1 protein-coding gene is annotated in these 512 nt (G+C 40.0%); it reads left to right on the forward strand.

Going from position 1 to position 512, the window contains the following annotated elements:
- Positions 1-125: 125 nt before the first annotated feature.
- On the forward strand, positions 126-377 hold the full coding sequence (locus tag N1032_RS28015; protein WP_259544021.1) for a hypothetical protein: 252 nt from the start codon (positions 126-128) through the stop codon (positions 375-377).
- The last annotated feature ends 135 nt before the right edge of the window (positions 378-512 follow it).

A 512-nucleotide genomic window follows, 5' to 3' on the forward strand; every position in this document is an offset into this window, starting at 1 on the left:
CCAAGAAAAAAGCCAATGCACAAATGCGAGCTGCATTTGCCAATGGTTATGTTCCACATGGTGGTTAATGTTTAATTCAAGGGGCTTCGTGCCCCTTTCTTATTGGAAAATGTATGTCGAAGTTTATGTTAGTTGCATACAGAGAATATACTACGGATGGTCGTTTTATTACGAATCAAGAGTTCGGCTCTGTTGAAGATGTGTTTCGTGATGATGTTGAAGGGCTAACTGATCCTGATATCAATGAACAAGTCGAAGCACAGTATCACCGAGTTGGTGTGTTATCTCAAGAAGAGATGTTGAAACTACCAACTTTATTAAACATTTCAGTACGCGGAAGAGACGGGCGATTCGTCAAATATAAACACTTGTTGTAATGAGGTTTAGTCGCTATGGATAGCACTTGGTTAGACGCTTTTAAACTTGAGCAGACTATCGCTCAATCAATCAGTACACAGGCAAAGCACGGCTGTAACTTTGATACAGACGAAGCAAAACGAATTCTGAATCTA

It is taken from the genome of Herbiconiux daphne (assembly GCF_024979295.1).
In the GTDB taxonomy this organism is placed as follows: domain Bacteria; phylum Actinomycetota; class Actinomycetes; order Actinomycetales; family Microbacteriaceae; genus Herbiconiux; species Herbiconiux daphnes.